The organism is Corallococcus sp. AS-1-6, assembly GCF_020037015.1.
GTDB lineage: Bacteria > Myxococcota > Myxococcia > Myxococcales > Myxococcaceae > Corallococcus.
Window position 1 is genome coordinate 73721 of the sequence record NZ_JAIQDE010000024.1, and the last position, 17430, is coordinate 91150.

A 17430-nucleotide genomic window follows, 5' to 3' on the forward strand; every position below is an offset into this window, starting at 1 on the left:
CCGGCATTCCCGTAAGGCCGGAATTTTACAGCTTCATGATGCTAGCGGGGCTTGAAGGGAGCGCGCAAGGGCCTGGGCGATGGGAAGCCCCGTGTGCTGCTCGAACCACATGAAGCCGGGGCAGGTATTGACCTCCAGGCACACCCAATCGCGGGGGTCGGCGGAGCCGCCGGGGGGCTCGATGAGGTCGATGCCGGAGAGGTGGAGGCCGAGCGCGCAAGACAGGCGCCGGCACGCGTCGGCCACGGGCTCCGGCAGGGTGGTGGCGCGCAGGTGCACCGGGTGGCCGGTCATGTCCGGGTGCCGGTAGTCCAGGGCCTGCGACTCCGCGCGGCAGGCGAAAACTTCACGGCCTCCCACGACGTGGACGCGCACGTTGGTGCCGCTGATGCGCTGCTGGAACTGGTGGGGCGGCGGAGGCCGTCCCGGCAGGAACGCGGCCCGGGTGTCATCCCAGGAGACCTGTTTCACGAGGGAGCGCTCGTCGCTGACGGACTTGATGACGGGGTCCCCCGTCAGGCCCCGGGCGAAGGGCTCCCACAGCCGCCAGTCGCCGCCCGCCAGGGTGTCGGGCACGCTCAGGCCCGCGGCGAGGATGGCGGCGTACTGGCAGGGCTTGCTGTTGTTGGACACCATCGCCGTGGGGCGGTTGGCCACCGGGCCGTGGAAGAGGTCCATGAGGGCATTCGCATGGGCCCGCTCGGCGCGGACCTCCGGCGTCACGTGTTCGCGGACGCCCCCCGTGCCCAGGCGCGAAAAGATGCCGGAGATGTCCTCCAGGTCGACGCGCCAGGTGGGAAAGCACACCGCTCCTCGCAGCCTCCGCGAGGCGTGAGGCCCCGGCGCCAGGTCCAGCTCCAGGCGCACCTGCGTGCCCAGGTGCCGCTGGTCCACGAAGAGGTACTCGCTCTTCGTGTCGGTGAGGTGCGCGAGGAAGAAGGACGTCACCAGCTCATCGATGGGACCCATCAACAAGATCACGGCCCGACCTCCTGGCCCGCGAGCTGAGCGCGGACGAAGTGTTCCGCCTGCTCCACGAGCGCGGGGTGCTCACCGGAGAGCATCGACTCCAGGCCCTCCGGAACGAACGACAGTTGGAGCGCCGCCCAGGCCGTGGGGGACGCGGAGGGCACCAGCAGGACCTCCAGGAACTCCGCGCCACAGCCGGCCGCGAGCCGCGCGAGGTCCGCGGCGAGTTCGGGTGTCGGCGCCACCCGGGCCCCGCCGCCGTCTTCGACGCTCCACAGGCTGACCTGCTGGCCCATCACCCACGCCATGTGGAGCGGCCCCGGCGCGGACACCGTCCACCAGACCCGTGCATCGGTGCCCCCCGCCTCCTGGGGCCAGGGCTTCCACCGGCGGCCGTCCTCGGGGGGCGTGCCCACATGGAAGTGGGGCGGCGCGAGGACGCAGGCCCCCTCTCGTGCCGGGAGCTGTTGGGCGAGCAGCCGCCAGGAGGGCACCGTCCAGGGGACGGAGAGCAGGCCCCTGCGGTTGAGGGTGCGCGCGGGGCAGGTGGTGTGGAAGCCCTCGCGCAGGGCCTCCCGCTCCGCGCGCAGGTAGTCCTCCTCCGGGGGCAGCGGACCTTCGGAGAGGCACCAGAACACGTCCTCGCGCTCCAGCTCCTCGGGGCCTTCGGGACCGAGCAGCCCCGCGCGGAACCGGCCGCCCTTCACCTCCACCCAGGGCGTCGTGGTGGCGCCCCAGGCTCTCACGGGCACCTCCACGGCGCGGAACCCGGCGCGCAGGGCCTCGGCGCGCAGGAGGTCGCGCAGGTGTGGAAACAGCTCCGCGCCGACGAGGACGAGCTTGGGCATGGACCCGGAAGCCTCGCAGGCCGCCTCCCCGGGGAACAATCCCCCCATCCAAGTCCGGCCGCCTTTTCCCGGAAGGGATAGATTGCCGCCATGCCTTCGCCCACCATCCGTCGCGCCGTCCAGCTCCTGCCCGCGTGTGCCACGACGGGCATTGGCAGCCTGCCGCACACCCAGGTGGAGCTGGGGCTGCAAGCCGCGCTCGCCCTGGACATCCCGTTCCTGCCGCAGCTCCCGGTGGGTCATCCGTCGGAGCTGATGATCCCCGCCGCGCTGGAGGGCCTGCCGGGCCTGCGCTTCGACGAGGACGGCGTGTGCACGGTGGACGTGGAGGTGTGGAGCGCGGGGCGCGAGGCCTTCGAGAAGCGGCTGGAGGCGGCGCTGGCCTCCGGGGACCTGGAGGCCTTCGAGCCCACCGCGGACGCGTGCCGCGCCTGGAGGCCGTTCCTCTGGGAGGTGGAGCACCGCAAGCTCGCGTTCGCGAAGGCGCAGCTCGCCGGCCCCTTCACGGTGCGCTCCGTGGTGCGCACCGCGACGGGTGAGCCGGTGCTCTCGGTGCCGGGGCTGGACGCGGCGCTGTACCGGCTGGTGATGGTGCGCGCGCTGGCCATGGTGCGCGCCCTCAAGCGCACGGGCACCACGCCCCTGTTCTACCTGGACGAGCCCGGCCTCTACGCCTACGTGCGGATGAACCCGCAGCACCTGTTGGCCCAGCAGGAGCTGCGGCTGCTGGTGGTGGCGCTGCAGCGCGAGGGCGCGCTCGTGGGCATCCACTGCTGCGGCAACACGGACTGGGGCGTGCTGCTGGACGCGCAGGCGGACCTCGTGTCCCTGGACGTGCGGCTGTCGCTGGACGCGATGCTGGAGGAGACGGACGCGCTCAAGCGCTTCCTGGACTCCGGCGCCACGCTGAGCCTGGGCGTCATCCCCACGGACCTGGCGTCCACGTATTCGGTGGAGGAGCTGTCGGACTCGGTGGAGGCGTCGTTGAAGGCGGCGCTGCCGGACGGCATCGGCTTCTCACGCGCGCTGTCCACGGTGCTGCTGACGCCCGCGTGCGGGCTGGCGATGCGCTCGGTGATGGACGCCGAGCGCATCCTGGAGGAGCTGAAGCAGGCCCAGCGCCGGCTGAAGCGGGCGCTGGAGTTCGAGCGCCCGGCCCTCCAGGGACTTCCGCCCGCGCACTGAAGCCGCGCGCGGGCGGCCTCGAGCGGCGGACTACTGACGGCCGAGCCGCAGCTCGCGCTCCGCCTGGTGCCAGTCCTGCTCGGGGTTGCCGTGCGTGCCGCCCCGGGCCTGGAAGATTTCGTAGGCGCGGCGGGCGATCTGCTCCTGCGTGGGCGCGGCGGTCTTGCTCGTGGGCGCGCTCGCCGTGGCCGCCGGCTTCTTGTCCTCGGTCCGCTCCGGCGCGGCCTTGGGGGCCGGGTTCGGTTGGGACTTCTGCGCGTTCTGACGGGCCATGGGGTTTCCTCCTGGAAAAGGCGACCTGAAGCTTCGGCCGCGCCCCTCTCTCGCGGAAGAGACCCAAGGCGTACGGGGTTGCCGGAGCGACATCCCAGGTCGCGAAGTGTTGAGGGACCAACGGGCCATCCCGCTCGGAAAATCCGTCAGCGGAAGGGCCCTGGACGGGTGGTCCGCGAGCGCAAGCCCACCAGGCGCTTCATCGCCTGGTCGCCCTCTTCGCGGGCGGGGCCTCGGCGCCCATCACGCCGTGCCCCAGCGCCGCGTCGAGCGCGCGCTGCATCGCGGTGCTCATGCCCAGCGCCTCCGCCTCCTGGGGCGTGCACCAGCGCAGCTCCTGGAACGCGGCGGACTTCGTGGGGCGCGCGTCGCCCGTCACGCGCAGCAGCCGCAGCGTGAGGTCGCGGTGGGTGAGCTGCCGGCGCACGCTGTCCAGCGTGCCCACGTGCGTGAGCGGCGCGCCCAGCACCGTGGCCAGCCGCTGCGTCGCCTCCGCTTCGGACGTGTCCTCCTCCACCTCCACGGCGGGCAGCTCCCACAATCCGCCGAAGAGGCCCTTGTCCGCGCGCCGCGCGAAGAGGAGCGTGCCCGCGTGCGGCCACACGGCCAGCGCCAGGAACAGCTTGCGTGGAGCGGCGCGCACCTTGGCCGGCGGCAGCTCATCCACGCGCCCCTTCTTGAACGCGATGCACCCGTCGCGCACGGGGCACAGCAGGCACAGCGGAGACTCCGGCCGGCACACCGTGGCGCCGTGCTCCATCAGCGCCTGGTTGAAGTCCCCGGGCCGCTCGCTCTTCACCAGCGCGGAGGCCAGCGCCCAGAGCGTGGCCTCGCGGTCGCGGTCGCCGGGCAGCCCCTCCACCTCGAAGAGGCGCGACAGGACGCGCGCCACGTTGCCGTCCACGATGGGCGCCTCTTCACCGAAGGCGATGGAGGCCACGGCCCCGGCGGTGTAGCGCCCGAAGCCGGGCAGGGTGAGCAACGCCTCTGCCGTGGCCGGGAGCTTCCCGCCGAAGCGCTCCACCACCTCCTGCGCGGCCCGGTGCAGGTTGCGCGCGCGCGAGTAGTAGCCCAGCCCCTTCCACCCGGAGAGCACGTCGTCCAGGGGCGCGGAGGCCAGCGCCTTCACCGTGGGAAAGCGCGTGAGGAAACGCTCCCAGTACGGGATGACCGTGGACACCTGCGTCTGCTGGAGCATGACCTCGCTGAGCCAGATGGCGTACGGGTCGCGGGTGCGCCGCCAGGGCAGGTCGCGCTTGTTCCGGTCGTACCAGGAGAGCAGCGGACCGTGGATGGCGGTGTGACGTTCAGGGGAGACGGGGGCGGGGAGTGCCCCGGTGTCGGTGCGCTTGCGTGGGCTCATGTGATTCTTCGCGGGGGGCGCGGCACCATACCCGTACGGTCGGGCGCACCCGGCGTTTCTACCAACGGCGGGGGGCGGTTGTCCGGCCGCCCGTCCCTCTTCTGGCGGGGCGGGCGATCGTCTATAGGATGCCCCGCGTCCATGGCCCGCCCTCCCATCACCAACGACTTCTCCTGGTCCAAGAGCCGCCACGAGAAGTTCTCCGAGTGCCTCCGGGCCTACTACCTCTACTACTACCGCTCCTGGGGCGGCTGGGAGGCGGAGGCGGCCAAGGACGTGCGCGAGCTCTACGTCCTCAAGAAGCTGCACAACCGCTACACCTGGGCGGGCAGCATCGTGCACGAGGCCCTCAAGGACGTGCTGCTGGACTGGCGCGCCGGCCGTGACGTGGACCCCGCGAAGGTGGAGGCCCGCACGCACAAGCTGATGCAGGACGACTTCCGGCACTCGCGCTCCAAGGCCTACTGGACGACGAAGTACCGCAAGCCCTTCACCGGCCTCGCGGAGCACGAGTACGCCGAGGACGTCCCCAACGAGGCCTGGAAGCAGAACTTCGAGACGGTGCGCAACGCGCTCGCGTGGTTCTTCCAGTCGCGCTGGCCCACCGTCGCGAAGGGGCTCAAGCCCGCGCAGTGGCTGGAGGTGGACGCGGGCTTCGACTTCGCCCACTTCGTCATGGACGGGGTGAAGACCTTCGCCATCCCGGACTTTGCCTACGTGGACGCGGAAGGCTCCGTCGTGGTGGTGGACTGGAAGACGGGCCGCTCGCGCGAGGGCTACGACGAGCAGGTGCTGGGCTACGCGCTCTACATCGCGCAGCGCTACCGCTACCCGCTGGAGAAGGTGCGCGCGTCGCTCGTGTACCTCAACGAGGGGCTGGAGCACGACGTGACGGTGGACCCGTCCGCCATGGACTCCTTCCGCCAGCACTTCGCCCGGAGCGTGGAGGGGATGCGCTCGCTGCTGAATGACCCCGGCACCAACACGCCGAAGGAGCCGGAGGCCTTCCCGCAGACGGGGAACCTGGACGTCTGCGCCCGCTGCGTCTTCCGCCGTCCGTGCGGCCGGGAGCCCGCGGTGGCGCAGGCCCGGCCGCGCGTGGCCTGAGGGCGCGCGCTACCGCGCGGAGGCGAGCCGGCGCACCACCACGCCCGCGGCGTTCATGCCGAAGGCGGAGGTGACGAACGCCACGCTGCCGTCAATCTGCGTGCGGTGGTCGCAGGTGTGGAACTCGTTGTCCTGCGGGCAGACGCACAGGAAGCCGTCGGTCGCGTCGTCGTAGTTGAGCGGCACCGGCTGCCGGCGCGTCTCGATGGAGTACACGGCGGTGATGCCCGTGTGGCGCTCCGTCTCCACGCCGTACTTGCGCTTGAGCAGCTTGCGGATGTCCTTGGCGAAGGGGTCCATGTGCGTCTCGCTCAGGTCCTCCACGCGGATGGCCGTGGGGTCCAGGCGTCCCGCCGCGCCCATGGAGCTGACCACCGGCAGGCCCAGCGTCACGCACCGGTGCAGCAGGTGCAGCTTCGCCTTCACGTTGTCGATGGCGTCCACCACGAAGTCGTAGCGGCCCGCGGGCAGCAGCGTCTCCGCCAGCTCCTCGCGGTAGAACTCGCGCAGGGCCTCCACCCTCGCCTGCGGGTTGATCTCCTGGCAGCGCTGGGCCATCAGCTCCGCCTTCGATTTGCCCACCGACTTCACCGTCGCGTGGAGCTGGCGGTTGGTGTTGGTGACGCACACATCGTCATGGTCCACCAGCGTCAGCCGGCCCACGCCGCTGCGCACCAGGCCCTCCGCGGTGAAGCTGCCCACGCCGCCCAGGCCGAACACCACCACGTGCGCGTTGGCCAGCCGCTCCATGGCGCTGTCGCCCAGGAGGCGCGCCGTGCGGTCGAAGCGGCGCGACAGCTTGAAGGGCTTCGCCAGCGAGGCCGCGTTCTCGACGGTGTTCGAAGCGGCCGGGGAGGCGGGGAGCGCCTCGGTCTCGGCGGTGGGGGAGGGGGCGGGCTGCGGGTTCATGAAGGGCTCCTCTATCACGCGACGCTCGCCTACCGCGAAGGGGAGGGGAAAGCTTCCCGGAACAGGCGCCGGGCGTTCTCGGTCGTCCGCTGGGCGAGCGCCTCCACCGGCTCTCCCAGCGCCTGCGCCATGCCCGCGAGGATGTGGGGCAGGTAGCCGGGTTCGGAGCGCTGCCCCCGGAAGGGCGTGGGCGCCTGGTCCGGCGAGTCCGTCTCCGCCACCAGCCGGTCCGCCGGAATCACACGCAGGGCGTCCAGCGGCTTGCGCGCCTCCGCCCACGTCACCGGGCCCGCGAAGGAGAAGTGACAGCCCTTCTGGATGTAGAATCGCGCCAGCTCCGCGCCGCCGCTGTAGCTGTGCATCAGGATGCCGGCCTCCGGCCAGGCCTCCGCCTTCAGGAACTCCATCAGCGCGGGGTGCAGCCGGTGGCAGTGCATCAGCACCGGCAGCCCGTGCTTGCGCGCCAGGGCCAGGTGCCCGCGCAGCACCGCCAACTGCCGCTCCAGCGGAGCGCCGGGGAGGGAGGGGCCGTCCAGGCCGCACTCGCCCACCGCCACCGCGCCGCCCCGGGACAGGAGCGCGTCCAGCCGCTCCATGTGCGCGCCGTCGTCCTCCGGCGGCAGGTCCGGCAGGAACTGGGGATGGATGCCCAGCCCCACCTGGACGCGCGCGTCCCTTCGCGGCAGCGCGAGCAATGGCTCCCACGTGTCCGGGCCCACCGCGGGGATGAGGATGCCGTGCAGCCCCGCGGCCCAGGCGCGCGCGACGACGTCGTCACGGTCCGGGTCGAAGCGCGAGGCGTCCAGATGGCAGTGCGTGTCGATCATTGAGCACCCTTCTTCCCAGACCCGTTCAATCACTGACAGCCCTGAATGGCGTGCCCTTCAAGGCCTCCCGGCATCCTTGGACGCGAAGCTAAGACGCGCCGCCTGACTTTGGAGCCATCGCGTCTTTGGAGGCGTGTAAATGACCAAGCGAGTGGTGTTGGGGGCGTTGTTCGGGGCGCTGGCGGTGCTGGGCACGGGCTGTGGCGACGAGTGCGTCGACCAGTACGATTGCCGTGACAAGGGCTCCGCGCCGGAAGGGCAGCAGTGGACCTGCAACGCGGACAACAAGTGCGAGCTGCAGAACGTCACCCCCCCGCCGGAAGAGGACGCGGGCGTGGAGGCCGACGCGGGCACCGAGGACGCCGGGACGGAGGTCGACGCGGGCACCGAGGACGCCGGGACGGAGGTGGACGCCGGGACGGAGATGGACGCCGGCATGAACGTGGCCAAGGGCGGCGCGTGCACCGCGTCCACGGACTGCATGGCGGGCCTGCGCTGCGAGGCCGCCACCTGCCAGTCGCTGCTCATCGCCGTGACGGGCAACGACGGCGGCACGCGCGCGCTGGTGACGGCCTACGACGTGCCGGGGATGACGTCGCTCAGCGCCGACGGCGTCGCCAGCGCCTACCCGCGCTTCGGTCCGGACGGCACCCAGGTGGCCTTCGTGCAGGGGGACGTCACCGCCGCCGCGGGTGAGCTCGCGGTGCGCCCGGTGCCTGTCACGGCCGCCGCGCCCACCGTGCTGACCACGGGCACGGCCGCTGGCAATGCGCGCATCCGCTACATGGAGTGGGAGCCGGGCAACCTCATCGCCTGGGTGCGCGGCAGCACGGGCATCTCCACCATCGCGGCCACGGGCGGCACGCCCGCGCAGGCCACCGGCAACGGCACCTTCCCGGACTGGGCGCCCAACGGGACGGACTACGCGTACAGCGCCGCGGGCAACGGCATCTACGTCTCCACGGGCGGCGGCGCGCCGGCTCCGCTCGCGGGCTCGCCCACCTCCGGCGAGCAGCCGCACTACAACCGCACCACCTCGCAGTTGCTCTTCCTGGCCAACCCGGAAGGCGAGACGGTGACCTTCGGCACGGACACGACCCCGGTGCTCAAGCTGTACACGCTGCCGGTGACGGGCGGCGGCACCCCGGAGCTGCTCGCGGGCAAGACCTCCGACGCCGTCACGGGCGGCACCCTGGAGTCATACATCGCGAACCCCAACTGGGCGCCGGACGGCAGTTGGGTGGCGTACGTGCGCGCCTACTACCAGAACGTCGGGGGCGCGGCCACGCTGTGCGGCAACGCCGGCGCCACGCTGTGCGGCAACACGCCGGGCAACGTCATCTTCCTGCAGCGCGTGAACACCTCCACGGGCGCGGCGGAGGGCGCCGCCGTCAAGCTCGTGGACAACGCCACGCTGCCGTCGTTCTCCCCGGACGGCCGCCTCCTGGCCTACATCCTGGGCGGCGCGCTCAAGGTGCAGCCCATCGACCCGGCCACCGGTCAGCCCTCCGGCGCGCCCATCGAGCACCCGAAGGACACGTACACGGTGCTGACGAGCGAGGGTGACGACCACCGCCCGCGCTGGCAGCCCCGCTAGGCCCACGCCACCCAAGCCCCGGACTCCGGGGATTCCCGGCCCGTGTTCCCCGTTTCACGAGGGAGCACGGGCCGTCGTGTTTCCGGTGCGAAGCGCGCCACCCACCCCGCGCGAAGTGACGAACGCGGGCAGTGCCGGGTCCCCATCAACCCGCGTGCGGATCCACTTCCTGGTCCAGCGGATCCAGGTTCCAGGACAGAAAGAAGGAGGGGAGAGGGGCTCCACCCGCGCTCACGCGAAACCGCGGCACCTGGTGGAGAAGGACTGACAGCCGTGTCGCGACGGCTCACGCGCCCGCGCGCTCCAAAGGGAGCACGGCCTGGGCTTCACGGGGCCGGGACGCGGGCTGCTTCAGCCCACGACGACGATGCGGCGGCCCAGCGCGCGGGTCATCTGCGGGGACGTGACGAGCTCCAGCACGCCGCTCATCTCTCCGCCCGCCGTGTCGAACGCCGCCGCGATGACCTCACCCACGGTGAGCTGGGCCTTCTGGGCCGCCACCCGCGCGCGCTTCGCCGTGCGCCGCAGCGCGGGCATCACCCGCCGACCCTGCCGCCGCACCGTGCCACCCTTCGCCTTGCCTGCGGTCCGCTTCGCCATGGTTCCTCCCGCTACTGTCGACTCGCGGGTGAGTACCTCGTCGGTCTGACACCATGCAGGCGAGGTGCCAGGGCTCAGCCTCCCCGTCAGGTTCCTGAATCCAGGGGTTTTCCTTGCCGGTAGCGGGTTTCCGAGGGGCGGGCAGGCCTTCCTTTTTTCAGCCCTTCAGGGTCGTTCCTCGTTCTGTCGAGTTTTTCGTTCACGCAGTGCGGTGATTTCCACGCATCGTTCAATGGCGCGCACCTCCCCTGAGGTCGTGCGACGACAGGGCTGGGTCAGGTGTCACCCCCTGGCCACAGCCCCTGCGGGCAGGGAACCACGGTGCGGGTGGGACGCGGCGGGGCTTTGGGGTAGAGGGCGGGCGCCCATGCGAGTCCAGGTCCTCTTCCACGACAATTGTTTCGACGGCGCCGCCAGCGCCGCGGTCTTCACCCGCTTCTACCGGGAGCGTGTGCGCGCGGACGCGACGTTCAGCTACCGGGGGCTGGCCCACAAGCCGGGGGCGGAGGGCATCGACCCGGCCGTCTTCACGGGCGACGAGAACGTCATCGTCGACTTCCGCTACAGCCAGGACGCGCGGCTCACCTGGTGGTTCGACCACCACGCCTCCGCCTTCCAGCAGCCCGGCGACGAGCCCCACTTCCAGCGCGACACCAGCGGCCGCAAATTCCACGACCCGCAGCGCAAGAGTTGCACGCTGTACCTGGCGGACGTGGCGCGCGAGCGCTTCGGCTGGGACGCGTCCCCGCTGAAGGACCTGCTGCACTGGGCGGAGATCATCGACGGCGCCCAGTTCCCCAGCCCCCAGATGGCGGTGGCGCTGGAGGAGCCCGCGCTGCGCATCATGACCGTGCTGGAGGCGACGAAGGACGACACGCTCATCCCGGAGGTCATCCGGCGCATGCAGACGGAGTCGTTGGCGGACATCGCGGCGTCGCCCCTCATCGCCGCCCCGCTGGAGCCGCTGCTCTTCAAGCACCAGCGCAACATCGACCTCGTGCGCGAGAAGGCCCGGTACGAGAACGGCGTCGTCCACTTCGACCTGGTGGACGAGGGCGTGGACAGCCTCAACAAGTTCATCGCGTACGCGCTCTACCCGGACGCGCGCTACACGCTGTGGGTGGGGAGGGGCGCGTCGCGCGCCAAGGTCTCGCTGGGCTCCAACCCCTGGAAGCCCCAGACGCGCCAGCACGACCTGTCCGCCATCGCCGGCCGCTACGGCGGGGGCGGCCACCCGGTGGTGGCCGCGGCGAGCTTCAAGGCGGACCAGGCCGACAAGGCCCGGGCCGCGTACCAGGAGATCCTCGCGGAGCTGTCCGGCGCGCGCTGAGCGCCGAAGCCGGCGTCTCAGGGGAGGGCGAAGAGGTCGAAGCCCGCCTGCCGCAGGAGCCGCACCACCGACAGCATGGGCAGCCCCTGCACGTTGGTGCGGTCGCCCTCCAGGCCCTGGAGCAGCGCCTGCCCCCGGCCCTCCACGCGGTAGCTGCCCGCGCAGCCCTCCCACTCGCCGGTGTCCAGGTAGCGCTCCAGCTCCTCCGCCGGGATGGGGAAGAACGTGAGGCGCGTGTCCTCCACCGTCTCCGAGTGGTGGCCGCCCGGCCCCAGCAGGCACACGGCGGTGTGGATGACGTGGGTGCTCCCCAGCAGGCGCTGGAGCTGCGCGCGCGCGGCGTCCCGGTCCCGGGGCTTGCCCAGCACGTCGCGGCCCACCTCCACCAGTTGATCCGCGCCCAGCACCCAGGCCTCCGGGTGGCGCTCCTGCACCGCGCGGGCCTTGCGCACGGCGAGCATCCGCACGGCCTCGTCGGCGGGCAGGTCCTCGGGGACGTGCTCGTCCACGTGGGGGGCTTCGGCGCGGTAGGGCACGCCCAGCCCGTCCATCAGGACCCGTCGCGCGCTGGAGGTGGATGCCAGGATGAGTTCTCTCATGGGAGGCCGGAGGGTAATGCAGCCGGGGAGGGGAGGGGACCCCTCGAGCGGGCAGGCACGTCCCCGCTTCCTGTGCATGGGGCGGATGCCATAGCCTCCCCGCCCATGTCGCGGCGCGGTCTGCTCGCTGTCTGTCTCCTCCTGCTCGCCTCCTGTAAACGCCCCCCTCCGGCGGACGCCGACGCGGGCACGGATGCGGGCGTGGCCCCCACCGCCGTGGCGGCCGACGCGGGCACGGACGCGGGCGCGCTCGCGCAGGGCCCCGTGGACGCGGGCCCCCTCGCCTCCGTGAAGCCCCCGGACGACGCGGCGGAGGTGCACCCGCTGGCGGTGTGCGACGCGAAGGGCGGCGCGCCCCTGGACGCGGCCCGCGACTACTACGACGCCGGCCACTACGAGGAGGCGCTCTCCTGCGCCGCGCAGGCCGCCGCGCTGGAGCCGGACCTCGCCGCCGCCCACGCGGAACGGGGCGCCGCGCTGGCCGCGCTCAACCGCGAGCCGGAGGCGCAGCTCGCCTACGCGCGCGCGCTGGCCATCGACCCGGGGGACGCGGACGCGCTCCTGGGCGCCGCGCACCTGTACGCGGTGCAACTGCCCTCCACTCGCGAGCGGGACGAGCTGGGCGCCCTCTACGCCGAGCGCGGCCTGTCCCAGCCCTCCACGCCCCCGGAGCTCGTGCCGTCCCTGGCGCTGGTGGCCGCCATGGCCTTCAACGACCTGGGGCAGGCGGACCAGGCGTTGGACCGCGCCGCCATCGTGCTCGCCCGCGAGCCGGGCAACGCGGAGGCGAAGTACGAGAAGGCCCTGGCCCTCTTCGAGCTGTGCCGCTTCCGCGAGGCGAAGGCGGCCTTCGTGTCGCTCCTGAAGGACAAGGACCGCGCGGCGCACGCGCACCAGCACCTGGGCCTGCTGCTGGAGCGCGAGGGCCAGTGGGCCCGGGCGGAGGAGCACTTCCAGAAGGCCCGCGCGCTGGAGCCCGAGGACTTCCCCCCGCCGCCCCTGCCGTCCGCGGACGAGTTCAAGGCCCAGGTGACGCGCGCGCTGGCGGACCTGCCCGCGGACATGCGCAAGGACCTGGAGGGCGTGCCGGTGGCCGCGGAGGAGATTCCCTCCGAGGACGACCTGCTCGCCAACCAGCCGCCCCTGTCGCCCACCATCCTGGGCCTGTTCCGCGGGCCCTCGCTCCAGGAGCCGTGCGACGGCTCGGAGACGCCCTGCCGCTCGGTGGCCCTCTACCGGCGCAACCTGGCCCGCGCGGTGCGCACCCCGGAAGAGCTGCGCGAACAGATTCGCGTGACACTGCTGCATGAAATCGGGCATCTGCGAGGGGAAGACGACGAGGAACTGGCCGCGCGCGGCCTGGAGTGAGCCCCCACATGCCTTCCCTTCCCACCGCCCGCGTCAGCTTGAAGGGCGCCAAGACGCTGCGTCGCGGCACCCCCTGGGTGTACCGCACGGAGCTCACCGATGCCCCCGCCACCGACACGCCGGGCGCGGTGGTGGCCGTGGTGGATCCGCAGGGCAACCCCATCGGCCAGGCCCTCTACGCCCGCCGCTCCCCGCTCGCCCTGCGGCTGCTCACGCGCAAGGGGCCCAACGAGGAGAAGGTGGACGACGCCTTCTTCATCCGCCGCCTGGACGCCGCGCTCGCCCGCCGCGCCGTGCTGCCGGGGCGGGACGGCCTGCGCCTGGTGCACGGAGAAGCGGACCTGCTCCCCGGCTTCTTCGTGGACCGCTACGGCCAGGGCCTCACCGTGCAGACGCTGTCGGAGGGCATGGACGCGCGCAAGGAGATGCTGGCGCGCGCGCTGGTGGAGCGGACGGGCGCGAGCCACGTCGTCTGCCGCGACGACGCCTCCGGCCGCGACTTCGAGAGCCTGCCCCGCGAGGTGCGCCTGCTGCACGGCGAGGGCGCCGCGCGCTTCACCTACCACGAGGGTGACAACCGCTTCGACGTGGACCTGCTGGGCGACATGAAGACGGGCGCGTTCCTGGACCAGGTGGACAACCACCTGCGCGCGGGCGAGCTGGGCCGGGGCGAAGCGCTGGACTGCTTCAGCTACCACGGCGGCTTCGCGCTCGCGCTCGCGAGGCACTGCACGTCGGTGCTCGCGGTGGAGCAGGACGCGAAGGCCGCATCGCGCATCCAGACCAACGCGGAGGCCAACGGCCGCGCCCACGTGAAGGTGGAGAACGCCAACGCGTTCGACGTGCTGCGCCGCTTCGACCAGGAGGGCCGCCGCTTCGACACCATCGTCCTGGACCCGCCCGGCCTGGCCAAGCGCCGCGAGGGCCTGGCCACCGCCCTGCGCGCCTACCACGAGCTCAACCTGCGCGCCCTGCGCTGCCTCAAGCCGGACGGCCTGCTCGTCACGTGCTCGTGCTCCGGGAAGCTGGACCGGCAGGGCTTCGAGTCCATGGTCCTGGACGCCGCCGCGGACGCGAAGCGCCCGGTGCAGATTTTGGAGCGGAGGGGCGCCGGGCTGGATCACCCGGTGCTCGCGGGCCTCGCGGAGACGGAGTACCTCAAGGCCCTCTACGTGCGCGCCCTGTAGCTACGGGATGCCCAGCTCCTTGCGCAGCCGGCCCACGACCTTGAAGTACTCCGTGCGGGAGAAGCCCACGTTGAGGATGTGGAAGTCCTTCTTGGACAGCCCCACGCAGCCGAAGCAGTAGTTGCAGTCCTGCAGGTTCTTGCTCATCACCACGTACGCGCTGCTGGAGCAGTTCTCGCTCTGCACGCAGTAGGCGCACGCGTGGCAGTTCTTGCACTCCACGCAGTGCGAGCAGTTGGTGCACAGCTCGCACCGGGTGCAGTGCGTGCACTGGTGGCAACTGTCGCAGTCCTTGCAGAACATGCAGTTGGCGCAGCGCTGGCAGCCCTCGCACGCGTAGGAGCCGGGGTTGCCCGGATCCACCGCGTAGCTCTTGGACAGCTTCTGGAACTGGTCCATGAACTCGCGCTTGCCCAGGGACGACACGCCCAGACGCGCCGCCTTCTCCTGCTCCAGCAACTCCTGGGTCGTCTGGGGCCGCGACCCCTTCTCCTTCACCGCCACAAACGCTCCTTGGACTCTTGAGTCACTGCAGCCGGGCCAGCCCGGCCAGGTCGATGCCTCGCGCCACCCGCCGCACCTCCACGGTGCTGGGGAAGCCGCGGCTGGTGACGGCCACCACGAACCGCTCCCCCACCAGGAGGTTCGCCTCCGCGACGGCCTCGTCCGCGTCATAGCGCACGAAGCCCACGGCCTCCTTCCACTGGATGGGCGCCGTCGGGTCGCTCGCCGCGCGGCCCCGCGCCTTCTGCGCCGCCTCGCGGATGGCCTGCCCCAGCTTCAGCCCCATGGTGGTGTCCACGATGCGCACCTTCACCTCGCGGCCCTCGCCACGCGTGTAGGTGCGCTCCGCCTCCGACACGGACACCTCGCCGTACTTCCCGGTGGAGCCCGCGGTGGCACCCACCGTGAAGCCCTCCAGCGTCTCCGGCAGGAACGGCGCCAGGTCCTTGAAGTACACGCACGGTGCGGCGGTCGTCACCACGTCGCGCGGGGTGGGAGATGTCGTGCGTTCGTCGTCAAGGCATCCGCCGCCCACGCCGAGCGCGAACGATGCGATGGCCAGCCGGAGGAAATAGTCGCGCACGAACGAATCAAAGGGTATCCCTGGCCCGCGCGCAATGGACCTTTCGAAGCTCAATCCTCCTCAGCGCGAGGCCGTGGTGACGCTCCAGGGCCCCCTGCTCGTGCTGGCAGGCGCTGGCAGTGGAAAGACGCGGGTCATCACCCACCGCATCGTCCACCTGCTCAACGAGCGGCCCAACCACATCATGGCCCGCAACATCCTCGCGGTGACCTTCACCAACAAGGCCGCCACGGAGATGAAGGAACGCCTCATCCACATGGCCGGGCCTCGCGCCCAGGGCGTGCTGGTGTGCACCTTCCACGCGTTCGGCGCGGAGGTGCTGCGCGAGGACATCCACCGGCTGGGCTGGCCCCGGAAGTTCGCCATCGCGGACATGGGCGACCAGCTCTCCATCATCCGCCGCGCCATGCGCGAGAAGCGCATCGATGATCGCGCCTTCGACGCGCGCAAGGTCCTCACCCTCATCTCCAAGGCGAAGAACTCCGGCGAGGCGCCCCAGCCCAAACCGGAAGGGCTGGGGGACGACTACGACCTCATCACCTCCATGGTCTTCGCGGACTACCAGCTCGCGCTCAAGGCGCAGGGCTCGGTGGACTTCGACGACCTGCTGGTGCTGCCCGCGCGCCTGTTGCGCGAGCACCCGGACCTGCACCGCAAGTACACGGCCCGCTTCCAGTACCTCCTGGTGGACGAGTTCCAGGACACCAACCACGCGCAGTTGGACCTGCTCAAGCTGCTGGCGGGCGAGGCGAGGAACGTGTGCGCGGTGGGGGATGACGACCAGTGCATCTACTCCTGGCGCGGCGCGGAGGTGCGCAACATCCTGGACTTCGACCGGCACTTCCCGGGCGGCAAGGAGGTGCGGCTGGAGCAGAACTACCGCTCCTCCCAGCGCGTGCTGGACGCCGCCAACGCCGTCATCGCCAAGAACCCGGAGCGCAAGGACAAGCGCATGTGGACCGACCGCAAGGGCGGTCCGCTGGTGAAGGTGGTGGCGTGCCCCAACGACGAGGAGGAGGCCCGCTTCGTCGCGCACGAAATCCAGAAGCACATCTCGCTGGGCGTCCCCGCGGACGACATCGCGGTGCTCTACCGCACCAACGGTCAGGCCCACCCGGTGGAGGAGATGCTGCGCGAGAAGAACATCGCCTACGAGGTCGTGGGCGGCAGCGAGTTCTTCGACCGCAGTGAAGTGAAGGACGTCATCGCGTACTTCAAGGTCCTGGCGAACAAGCTGGACGAAATCTCCCTCATGCGCATCGTCAACGTGCCCTCGCGCGGCATCGGCGACGTCACCATGGAGCGGCTGCACGCGCACTCGCGCGCGGAGGGCGTGACACTCTGGACGGTGATGCGCCGCGCGGACACCTATGACGACCTGCCCGCGGGCGCGGGCGGCAAGGTGCTGGAGTTCGTGGAGATGGTGGAGCGCTACCGCGACGCCTTCGCCCAGACGCCCCGCCTGTCCGAGGCCACCCACAAGCTCCTGGAGGAGATCGGCTTCCGCGAGGCCACCCGCGCCAAGGCCGTCTCCGGCACCGCCGCGGACAAGAAGCTCAAGGGCGTGGATCAGGTGCTCGCGTCCCTGGAGAAGTTCGAGAAGCGCGAGGGCCCCAAGGCCAGCCTCCTCACGTACCTCAACCGCCTCAGCCTGGACACGCGCCAGGAGGAGGAGGAGGTGCCGGGGCAGAACAAGCGCGTGACGCTGATGTCCCTGCACGCCTCCAAGGGCCTGGAGTACCGGCTCGTCTTCTTCATCGGCATGGAGGAGGACCTGATGCCCCACGGCGGCATGCAGGGCGAGGCGCAGAACCTCGAGGAGGAGCGCCGCCTCTGCTACGTGGGCATCACCCGCGCCAAGGAGCTGCTCTACCTCACCCGCTCCACCGTGCGCGTGAAGCGCGGCAAGGAGGTCCCCCGCACGCCCTCCCGCTTCCTGGAGGACCTGCCCCCGGACGCCTTCGAGAACGTGGATATGGACGCGCCGCGTCAGGGCCCTCCGGACGAGAAGGAGAAGAACTTCTTCGCGAACCTGAAGGAGCGCTTCAAGAAGCCTGGCGCCGGCAGCCCGGGCCCTGGCACCCCTGGCCGGGCACCGTGAGGGGTCCCCCGTACGCCCAACCTTGACTTGATCCCGCCGTCCTACTAGGAGGGTCAGCCTTTCCGGGCTTCTGTCGGAGT

Annotated in this window: 17 protein-coding genes; 7 read left to right on the forward strand and 10 right to left on the reverse strand. The window is 71.4% G+C overall.

Annotated elements, in window-relative coordinates; translation table 11 throughout:
* Positions 1-33 precede the first annotated feature (33 nt).
* A complete protein-coding gene (locus tag K8612_RS28115; protein WP_223764537.1) occupies positions 34-981 on the reverse strand; it encodes a RimK family alpha-L-glutamate ligase in 948 nt (315 codons plus the stop codon).
* Positions 978-1817 (reverse strand): hypothetical protein, encoded by an 840-nt coding sequence (locus K8612_RS28120; RefSeq protein WP_223764538.1) that lies wholly within the window; start codon positions 1815-1817, stop codon positions 978-980. The genes K8612_RS28115 and K8612_RS28120 overlap by 4 nt, the downstream gene beginning before the upstream one ends.
* A 90-nt stretch (positions 1818-1907) precedes the next feature.
* Between K8612_RS28120 and K8612_RS28125 the strand changes: the two genes are divergently transcribed.
* Positions 1908-3002, forward strand: a complete 1095-nt coding sequence (locus K8612_RS28125; protein ID WP_223764539.1) for a hypothetical protein — start codon at positions 1908-1910, stop codon at positions 3000-3002.
* Between the two features lie 30 nt (positions 3003-3032).
* On the opposite strand, the gene K8612_RS28130 is transcribed toward K8612_RS28125, so the two are convergent.
* Positions 3033-3275, reverse strand: a complete 243-nt coding sequence (locus K8612_RS28130) for a DUF2934 domain-containing protein (RefSeq protein ID WP_223738512.1) — start codon at positions 3273-3275, stop codon at positions 3033-3035.
* Between the two features lie 199 nt (positions 3276-3474).
* Positions 3475-4638, reverse strand: coding sequence for an A/G-specific adenine glycosylase (mutY, locus tag K8612_RS28135; protein ID WP_223764540.1), 1164 nt, complete (start codon positions 4636-4638; stop codon positions 3475-3477).
* A 141-nt stretch (positions 4639-4779) separates the two neighbouring features.
* Here mutY and K8612_RS28140 point away from each other — a divergent pair, with 141 nt between their 5' ends.
* Complete coding sequence (locus tag K8612_RS28140; RefSeq protein ID WP_223764541.1) at positions 4780-5745, forward strand: PD-(D/E)XK nuclease family protein; 966 nt, start codon at positions 4780-4782, stop codon at positions 5743-5745.
* Between the two features lie 9 nt (positions 5746-5754).
* Here the strand turns inward: K8612_RS28140 and K8612_RS28145 are convergent, their stop codons facing one another.
* Together K8612_RS28145 and K8612_RS28150 are read right to left on the reverse strand one after the other, a co-directional pair.
* The gene (locus K8612_RS28145) at positions 5755-6654 is read right to left on the reverse strand and encodes a ThiF family adenylyltransferase (RefSeq protein ID WP_223738515.1); all 900 of its coding nucleotides are present in this window, start codon (positions 6652-6654) and stop codon (positions 5755-5757) included.
* Positions 6655-6683: 29 nt separating this feature from the next.
* The gene (locus tag K8612_RS28150; protein ID WP_223764542.1) at positions 6684-7481 is read right to left on the reverse strand and encodes a TatD family hydrolase; all 798 of its coding nucleotides are present in this window, start codon (positions 7479-7481) and stop codon (positions 6684-6686) included.
* Between the two features lie 139 nt (positions 7482-7620).
* Between K8612_RS28150 and K8612_RS28155 the strand changes: the two genes are divergently transcribed.
* The gene (locus K8612_RS28155) at positions 7621-9078 is read left to right on the forward strand and encodes a hypothetical protein (RefSeq protein ID WP_223764543.1); all 1458 of its coding nucleotides are present in this window, start codon (positions 7621-7623) and stop codon (positions 9076-9078) included.
* A gap of 351 nt (positions 9079-9429) precedes the next feature.
* Here the strand turns inward: K8612_RS28155 and K8612_RS28160 are convergent, their stop codons facing one another.
* Positions 9430-9678, reverse strand: coding sequence for a hypothetical protein (locus K8612_RS28160; protein WP_120619103.1), 249 nt, complete (start codon positions 9676-9678; stop codon positions 9430-9432).
* A gap of 367 nt (positions 9679-10045) precedes the next feature.
* Here K8612_RS28160 and K8612_RS28165 point away from each other — a divergent pair, with 367 nt between their 5' ends.
* The gene (locus K8612_RS28165) at positions 10046-11008 is read left to right on the forward strand and encodes a hypothetical protein (RefSeq protein WP_223764544.1); all 963 of its coding nucleotides are present in this window, start codon (positions 10046-10048) and stop codon (positions 11006-11008) included.
* A 17-nt stretch (positions 11009-11025) separates the two neighbouring features.
* Here K8612_RS28165 and K8612_RS28170 read toward each other — a convergent pair whose 3' ends face one another.
* The gene (locus K8612_RS28170) at positions 11026-11607 is read right to left on the reverse strand and encodes a nucleoside triphosphate pyrophosphatase (RefSeq protein WP_223764545.1); all 582 of its coding nucleotides are present in this window, start codon (positions 11605-11607) and stop codon (positions 11026-11028) included.
* Positions 11608-11712: 105 nt separating this feature from the next.
* Between K8612_RS28170 and K8612_RS28175 the strand changes: the two genes are divergently transcribed.
* Entirely contained in the window at positions 11713-12975 is a 1263-nt protein-coding gene (locus tag K8612_RS28175) for a metallopeptidase family protein (RefSeq protein WP_223738520.1), read from the forward strand.
* An 8-nt stretch (positions 12976-12983) separates the two neighbouring features.
* Positions 12984-14162: a class I SAM-dependent rRNA methyltransferase gene (locus K8612_RS28180; protein WP_223738521.1), complete on the forward strand. Its 1179-nt coding sequence runs from the start codon at positions 12984-12986 to the stop codon at positions 14160-14162.
* Here K8612_RS28180 and K8612_RS28185 read toward each other — a convergent pair whose 3' ends face one another.
* Positions 14163-14660 carry a caib/baif family protein gene (locus K8612_RS28185; protein WP_223738522.1) on the reverse strand — a complete coding sequence of 166 codons (498 nt, stop codon included), beginning with the start codon at positions 14658-14660 and terminating at the stop codon, positions 14163-14165.
* A 28-nt stretch (positions 14661-14688) separates the two neighbouring features.
* Positions 14689-15249: a hypothetical protein gene (locus tag K8612_RS28190; protein ID WP_223738523.1), complete on the reverse strand. Its 561-nt coding sequence runs from the start codon at positions 15247-15249 to the stop codon at positions 14689-14691.
* 34 nt (positions 15250-15283) lie between these two features.
* On the opposite strand from K8612_RS28190, the gene K8612_RS28195 reads away from it, so the two are divergent.
* Positions 15284-17350, forward strand: coding sequence for an ATP-dependent helicase (locus tag K8612_RS28195; protein ID WP_223738524.1), 2067 nt, complete (start codon positions 15284-15286; stop codon positions 17348-17350).
* Positions 17351-17430 lie beyond the last annotated feature (80 nt).

Bases quoted from the DNA above. Each gene is read 5' to 3' on its own strand.
- K8612_RS28120 (WP_223764538.1), bottom strand. From the start codon at position 1,817: ATGCCCAAGCTCGTCCTCGTCGGCGCGGAGCTGTTTCCACACCTGCGC.
- K8612_RS28125 (WP_223764539.1), top strand. From the start codon at position 1,908: ATGCCTTCGCCCACCATCCGTCGCGCCGTCCAGCTCCTGCCCGCGTGT.
- K8612_RS28130 (WP_223738512.1), bottom strand. From the start codon at position 3,275: ATGGCCCGTCAGAACGCGCAGAAGTCCCAACCGAACCCGGCCCCCAAG.
- mutY (WP_223764540.1), bottom strand. From the start codon at position 4,638: ATGAGCCCACGCAAGCGCACCGACACCGGGGCACTCCCCGCCCCCGTC.
- K8612_RS28140 (WP_223764541.1), top strand. From the start codon at position 4,780: ATGGCCCGCCCTCCCATCACCAACGACTTCTCCTGGTCCAAGAGCCGC.
- K8612_RS28145 (WP_223738515.1), bottom strand. From the start codon at position 6,654: ATGAACCCGCAGCCCGCCCCCTCCCCCACCGCCGAGACCGAGGCGCTC.
- K8612_RS28150 (WP_223764542.1), bottom strand. From the start codon at position 7,481: ATGATCGACACGCACTGCCATCTGGACGCCTCGCGCTTCGACCCGGAC.
- K8612_RS28155 (WP_223764543.1), top strand. From the start codon at position 7,621: ATGACCAAGCGAGTGGTGTTGGGGGCGTTGTTCGGGGCGCTGGCGGTG.
- K8612_RS28160 (WP_120619103.1), bottom strand. From the start codon at position 9,678: ATGGCGAAGCGGACCGCAGGCAAGGCGAAGGGTGGCACGGTGCGGCGG.
- K8612_RS28165 (WP_223764544.1), top strand. From the start codon at position 10,046: ATGCGAGTCCAGGTCCTCTTCCACGACAATTGTTTCGACGGCGCCGCC.
- K8612_RS28170 (WP_223764545.1), bottom strand. From the start codon at position 11,607: ATGAGAGAACTCATCCTGGCATCCACCTCCAGCGCGCGACGGGTCCTG.
- K8612_RS28175 (WP_223738520.1), top strand. From the start codon at position 11,713: ATGTCGCGGCGCGGTCTGCTCGCTGTCTGTCTCCTCCTGCTCGCCTCC.
- K8612_RS28180 (WP_223738521.1), top strand. From the start codon at position 12,984: ATGCCTTCCCTTCCCACCGCCCGCGTCAGCTTGAAGGGCGCCAAGACG.
- K8612_RS28195 (WP_223738524.1), top strand. From the start codon at position 15,284: ATGGACCTTTCGAAGCTCAATCCTCCTCAGCGCGAGGCCGTGGTGACG.